The organism is Actinomycetospora sp. (assembly GCF_055612215.1).
Window position 1 is genome coordinate 1 of the sequence record NZ_JBVPVA010000892.1, and the last position, 5,630, is coordinate 5,630.

Sequence of the window (5,630 nt, forward strand, 5' to 3'; positions counted from 1 at the left end):
GGTGAAGTCGTTGCGCTTCCCCCCGGTGACGGCGTACTCGTCGGTGGTCGGGTAGCCCAGCGAGGACCGCTCCGCACCGAGCGACGCCCACTTGGTGCGGATCGCGCCGAATATCGTGTGGGCCCCCGTCGCCGTCGACCAGTAGATCGACCCGTTGCCGGTGAAGGTGGCGTACCGGCCGGCGCCGTCGGCCGTGGCCGTGACGTCGCGGGTCGGGTAGCCGAGCACGCCCTTCGTCTCGCCCACCGCGAGCCACTTGTCGCGCAGCGGGCCGAGCAGGCCGTACACCGCGTTCGTCGACGGGTTCCAGTAGAGCCCGCCGCCGCCGGTGACGGAGAAGTTGGTGCCGCGACCCTTGCCGTCACCGGTGACGAACTCGTCGCTCGTCGGGAACTTCAGCGTCCCGGCCGGGCCGCCGAGGGCGACGTAGCGGGTGTTGATCGCGCCGCGGACGGCGTGCGCGCCCGTGGCCGAGGACCAGTAGATCGCGCCGTTCGCGTAGTCCTGCGCCCGCCCGCCGGTCACGTCGCGGACGGCCGACTTCGGCGCCCCGAGGTACGACGACGACCCGCCGAGCTGCTGGTAGTACGCCGTCACCGGGTCGGCCGGCGGGGTGGTCGTCGTCGTGGTGGGCGGCACGGTCGTGGTGGGCGGCACCGTCGTCGTTGGCGGCACGGTCGTCGTCGTCGTCGGCGGCACGGGCGTGGTCGTCGTCGGCGGGACCGGCGTCGTCGTCGTGGGCGGCACCGGCGTGGTCGTCGTGGTCGGCGGGGTGGTCGTGCCGGTGCTGATCCCGGTCGCGGCCGCGTAGCGCTGCAGCGCCTCGATGAAGTAGTAGTCGCCGAACATGATCCCGGTGTCGTAGGACCCCGCGGGCTTGTTCTGCGTGCCGTGGAGCAGCACCGCCTGGTTGGTCGTGCCGTCCGCGAGGTAGGCGGGGCTCGAGAGCGCGGCGAGGATGTCGCGGGCGCCGTCGAGATAGCGGGCCTTGCGGGTGGCGTCGGTCGTGAAGGACGAGAGCTCGACGAGCCCGGACGCCGCGATCGCGGCCGCCGAGGTGTCCCGCGGCTGGCCCGTTGTCGAGGGCAGCGAGAAGTCCCAGTAGGGGACCTTGTCGGCGGGCAGGTGGGAGAGGAAGTAGTCGGCGGAGTTCTGCGCCGTCGTCAGGAACGCCGCGTCGTGGGTGAACCGGTAGCTCATGGTGAAGCCGTGCACGGCCCACGCCTCGCCGCGGGACCACGTGGAGTCGTTGCTGTAGCCCTGCGCGGTCGACTTGGACTTCACGGCGCCGGTGTTCTGGTCGTAGTTCACGACGTGCCAGCTGCCGCCGTCGGCGCGGAAGAAGTCGCGGGCGGTGGTCTTGGCGTGGGTGGCGGCCATCGTCGCGAGGCTCGGGTCCCCGCCGTTCTGCGACGCCCAGAACAGCAGTTCCAGGTTCATCATGTTGTCCATGATCACGCGGTACTGCGTGGTGTCGGTGCGGGCGTCCCAGGAGCGGATCGCGCCGACCTTCGCGTTGTAGCGGGTCGCGAGCGTGCGCGCGGCGGTGAGCGTGACGGCCTTCGCGTTCGCGTCGCCGGTGATCGTGGCGTCCTTGCCGAACGTGTCGAAGATCTGGAACCCGACGTCGTGGCTGGAGTCGTCGGTCTTGTTCACCTCGACACCGGCCTGCCAGGCCTCCGCGCGCTGCTTCCAGACCGGGTCCTGCGTCCGGGCGTACTCCTGCCACATGGCGCCGGGGAAGAAGCCGCTGGTCCAGTCGGTGGCGCCGACGGTGGTCCACACCCCGTTGGTGCCGGTGCGCACGGGGTAGGCGTTCGTCGCGAGCCGGCTCGCCGTGGCGGCCAGACGCGCGTCGGCGAAGGTGAGGTCCTTGCGGATCGTGTCGGCCGTGAGATCGGCGGCCCGCGCCGGCGGCGCGGTCAGGACCTGGACCGACGCCATCACGACGGCGAGGACGGCGAGCGCCGCGACGGCGGCCCACCACCGCCGTCGGCGACCGCCCCGGTCCGTGCTCCCCGCGCGCGCCGTCCCGTTCATGCGTCCTCCTCCGGAAAAACCCCCTGTATCCGGAGCAGTCGTTGCGGACGGGCGTGCGCGTTACTCCCCGTGCAGCATGTTCGTCAGTCGTGACCCGAACGGCCTACCTACAGCAGGCCGAGGCTGCGGAACGGGCCGCCGGAGATCACGGTGAGGTCACGGGGCGCCCCGTGGCCGCGCGCGTAGGCGAGCATCTTCGCCAGGTCCCCGACGCCGTTGCTGGCCGGGACCGGCGCGAAGTCCAGCGTCGAGAGGATGCCGAGGGCGCGGCCGTCGGCCGAGAGGAAGGCGCTGCCCGAGTCGCCCGGGATGCCGGGGGTCACCGTCGCGACGAGGTGGGTCCAGCCGTGGCCCTGGTCGCCGAGGCTCGTGCCGATCTTCGGGCCGAGCGCGGACACCCCGCCGCGCAGCTCGGAGTTGCCGTAGCTCGCGACGCGCTCGCCGGGCGCCGTGCCGTCGGTGTCGACGCCGACCGGGCCGCCGAAGAAGGGCACCGCGGGGCTGACCTGGGCGACGTCGGCCGGGTCGATCTCGACGAGGGCGAGGTCGTTGTACGCACACGCGTCGGGGTCGGTCTCGTGGGCCTCCTGCATCGCGAGCCACGAGTTGTAGACGAGCCGTCCGGGCTTCGAGGCGCCGCTGATCTCGACCGGCGTCCCGAGCGGGAGCGACGACGAGGTGCACCCGTTCGTCTCCTGCGCCGAGCCCGTGCCCGAGCAGTGGGCGGCCTGGCCGAGGTAGACCTTGCCGCCGCCCGAGTACACGAAGTTCGCGGTGCACTGCGCACCGGCGGTGCGCACCTGCACTCCGGGGTGCACCCCGCCGGCCATCGCCGCGCCGAGGTCGGGACCGGCCGCCGGAGCGGGCGCGGGGACCGCGACGGCCGGCGCGGGCGTCGGGACCGGCGCCGGGTCGGCCCACGCCGACCCGACGGTGCCCGCCGTCAGGGCCGCAGCCCCGACGAGCACCGCCGCGAGCCGTCGTGCCTGCCGTACCCGGACTCCGCGCATGGACACCCCGATCCGTCGAACCGTCGGGGTGTCAAACGGGCGCGATCCGGGAGGGTGACGCCCGATCGGGAGGTCGTGCGGATCGTCGCGCTCAGCGGGTCTGCAGGGCCGCCCACGTCGTGGCCGCCGCGACGCCGCCGTCCGCGGCGAGGGTCTGGCCGTTGATCCAGCGGCTCTCGTTCGACATCAGGAACGCGACCACGGCGGCGATCTCGTCGGCCTCGGCGTCGCGACCCGCCGCCGAGCGCTGGCGGGCGAGCCGGCGCGGATCGGTGGCGCGCTCGACGTCGGGGAGCTGCGGGGTGCGCACCGGCCCCGGCGCGACGGCGTTCATCCGGACGCCGTCCGGCCAGGTCAGGGTCGAGGAGGCCGTGGTGTAGGCGAGGACGGCCTCCTTCGAGATGTCGTAGACCGAGCGCTCGGGCCGGCGCTCGCGGCACCACCGCAGGCCGTCGTCGAAGGAGGTCGTGGCGAGCAACGGGCGGAGCTCGGCGAGGTGGGCCACCCAGTGCCGGCCCTCGGAGGAGGACACGTTGACCACCGAGCCGCCGCGCTGGATGCGGGGGAGGAGCCGTTCGGTGAGGTGGCGCATGCCGAGGAAGTTCACGGCGAGCACCTGGTCGGCGGGCGCGGTCCCGGGCAGGCCGGCGACGTTGGCCAGGGCGTCGACGCGCTCGTCGAGCCGTTCCACCGCCGTGTCGATCGAGCGCGGGTCGGTGAGGTCGCAGCGCACGTGCGCGATCTCGCGGTCCGGCGGCTCCCGGCGGTCGAGACCGACGACGGTCACGCCGTGGCGCGCCAGGAACTGCGCGAGGGCGCGGCCCACCCCGGAGGAGGCGCCGGTGACGATGAAGACGGTGCTCATGGCGCCGGTCAGCGTAGACGGCGCCGCGCCGGTCACGGCCAGGTGATGGTCGAGACCACGTGTGGTCCTGACGGGTGAGTCCCGTCGTCACGCGTCGTCCGTCCGGACCAGACATCCGAGACGCCGAAGGCCTCCGTCGGAGGCGCCGGCTTGGCACGATGGTGACGTGCAGCTCTTCGTCGTCGACGCGTTCACGTCCGTGCCCTTCACCGGCAACCCGGCGGCGGTCTGCCTGCTCGACGGCGACGCGGACCGGGCTCCCGGCGCGGACTGGATGCAGCGCCTCGCGGCCGAGATGAACCTCTCGGAGACCGCGTTCGTCGACCTCTCCACCCTGGAGGCCACGGGAGAGATCGGCTTGCGCTGGTTCACCCCCACCGTCGAGGTCGACATCTGCGGGCACGCGACCCTCGCGTCGGCGCACGTCCTGATGGAGGAGGGGCTCGCCACGGCGCCGCTCGCCTTCCGGACGGCCTCCGGGGTGCTGCGTGCGGACCGGGCCGGTCGCGACGCCATCGCGCTGGACTTCCCGATCGACGTCCCGGTCCCCGGGCTGCCCCGCGGCTACCTGGCCGACGAGTTCGCCGACGCGCTCGGCGCCTCGGTGATCGCGGTGGCCCGCTGCCGCTACGACGTGCTCGTCGAGGTGTCGGCCGCCACGGAGGTCCGCGAGCTCGAGCCCGACCTCGCCGTGCTGCGGGCCGCGACCGGCCGCGGCGTCATCGTCACGGCGGCCGCCGACGACGGCGTGGACGACGCCGACTTCGTCTCCCGCTTCTTCGCGCCCGCCGTCGGGATCGACGAGGACCCCGTGACCGGCTCGGCGCCCTGCTGCCTCGCGCCGTACTGGGCCGAGCGGCTCGGCAAGCCGTCGCTGGTCGGGGCGCAGCTCTCGCGGCGCGGCGGGACCGTCGGCGTCGAGGTGGTGGGCGAGCGGGTGCTGCTGCGGGGGAACGCGGTGACGATCACCCGCGGCACCTTGGCGGTCCCGGGCTACTGACCCGTCCGCAGCGGGGCGATGACCTGCTCGGCGAACCGCAGGACCGGCTCGGTCGAGTCCGGGTTCCCGAAGTCCATGACGAAGTGGTCCGCGCCCGCGTCGTGCCGGGCGGACAGCTCCTCGACGAGGCGCGCGGAGTCGTCGTCGGACTCGGGCAGGGCCCGCTCGAGGGTCACCGACACCTCGATCGCGGCCGGGTCGCGCCCGGCCGCCTCCGCGGAGCGCCGGACGATGTCGAGCCGCCGTGTCCAGTCCTCGCCGACGCTCGGCGGGGCGTTCCAGGCGTCGGCGAGCCGGCCCACCATCGGCAGCCCGATCTTCTCGCCGGCCGCCCCGATGCAGATGCGCGGCGGGGGGTCGGGCAGCGGCGGCGCGGCCGCGCCCTCGATCCGGTAGTACCGGCCCTCGAACGACGGCGAGTCCTGCGTCCACATCCGCCGGCATATCGTCACGGCCTCCTCGAGCTGCGCGAACCGCACCGAGGGCTTCGGGAAGTCGTAGCCGTAGGCGGCGTACTCCTCGGCCCGCCAGCCCGCCCCGATCCCGAGGACGAACCGCCCGCCTGAGAGGTGCTGCAGGGTGGCGGCCATCTTCGCGAGCAGCGGCGGGTGCCGGTAGCCGACGCCGAGGACGTGGTGGCAGAGCTCGACGCGCTCGTGGCGGGCGGCGAGCCACGTCAGCGTCGTCCAGGCCTCCATGAACGGGTCGGTCGGCG

5 protein-coding genes are annotated in these 5,630 nt (G+C 73.8%); 1 reads left to right on the forward strand and 4 read right to left on the reverse strand.

Going from position 1 to position 5,630, the window contains the following annotated elements; genetic code table 11:
- From AC0CYZ_RS24320 to AC0CYZ_RS24330, 3 genes are all read right to left on the reverse strand, one after another.
- Positions 1-2,040 (reverse strand): LGFP repeat-containing protein (locus AC0CYZ_RS24320; RefSeq protein ID WP_472220115.1); only part of this gene is annotated, 2,040 nt, incomplete at its 3' end.
- Positions 2,041-2,147: 107 nt separating this feature from the next.
- Positions 2,148-3,050, reverse strand: a complete 903-nt coding sequence (locus AC0CYZ_RS24325; protein ID WP_472220117.1) for a serine protease — start codon at positions 3,048-3,050, stop codon at positions 2,148-2,150.
- A gap of 91 nt (positions 3,051-3,141) precedes the next feature.
- Positions 3,142-3,915 (reverse strand): coniferyl-alcohol dehydrogenase, encoded by a 774-nt coding sequence (locus AC0CYZ_RS24330; RefSeq protein WP_472220119.1) that lies wholly within the window; start codon positions 3,913-3,915, stop codon positions 3,142-3,144.
- 166 nt (positions 3,916-4,081) lie between these two features.
- On the opposite strand from AC0CYZ_RS24330, the gene AC0CYZ_RS24335 reads away from it, so the two are divergent.
- Positions 4,082-4,915 carry a PhzF family phenazine biosynthesis protein gene (locus AC0CYZ_RS24335; RefSeq protein ID WP_472220120.1) on the forward strand — a complete coding sequence of 278 codons (834 nt, stop codon included), beginning with the start codon at positions 4,082-4,084 and terminating at the stop codon, positions 4,913-4,915.
- Here AC0CYZ_RS24335 and AC0CYZ_RS24340 read toward each other — a convergent pair.
- The coding region (locus AC0CYZ_RS24340; RefSeq protein WP_472220122.1) for an LLM class flavin-dependent oxidoreductase at positions 4,909-5,630 on the reverse strand (722 nt) is incomplete at its 5' end. The two genes, AC0CYZ_RS24335 and AC0CYZ_RS24340, sit on opposite strands and share 7 nt — an antisense overlap.

Coding starts and splice junctions, on each gene's coding strand:
- AC0CYZ_RS24330 (WP_472220119.1), bottom strand. CDS start 3,915: ATGAGCACCGTCTTCATCGTCACCGGCGCCTCCTCCGGGGTGGGCCGC.
- AC0CYZ_RS24325 (WP_472220117.1), bottom strand. CDS start 3,050: ATGCGCGGAGTCCGGGTACGGCAGGCACGACGGCTCGCGGCGGTGCTC.